This window comes from Aliivibrio sp. 1S128, from assembly GCF_001691065.1.
Classification (GTDB): Bacteria; Pseudomonadota; Gammaproteobacteria; order Enterobacterales; family Vibrionaceae; genus Aliivibrio.
This window is the reverse complement of record NZ_MAJV01000018.1, coordinates 1-261: the sequence shown is the minus strand read 5'-3', so window position 1 is coordinate 261 and position 261 is coordinate 1. Positions and strand designations below refer to the sequence as shown.

Annotated in this window: 1 protein-coding gene; it reads right to left on the bottom strand. The window is 37.9% G+C overall.

The annotated features are described in order from the left end of the window. Positions 1 to 61 precede the first annotated feature (61 nt). Positions 62 to 261: hypothetical protein (locus tag A6E03_RS20370; protein WP_218060152.1), on the bottom strand; the 200-nt coding region annotated here is incomplete at its 5' end.

The following is a 261-nucleotide window of genomic DNA, read 5'->3' as shown; positions in this document are numbered from 1 at the left end:
ACATCGCCAGGCTTGAATTTGAATAAGTGCCCGTTCGATAGAACGGGCTTTTATTTCGCTCTCAGATTGTCACTGTGAGCCAAGTCAACATAGCATTTTTAAGTCTTTCATAAATAAATGAAAAAGTTGAAAATATTATCTTGACTTTCAAATCAGAAAGCGTAATATACGCAGCCTGAAACGACGAAGCTGAAACGCTAAGTGGTTGAAAGACAACGCTCTTTAACAATTTAACCAAATCAATCTGTGTGGGCACTTGTG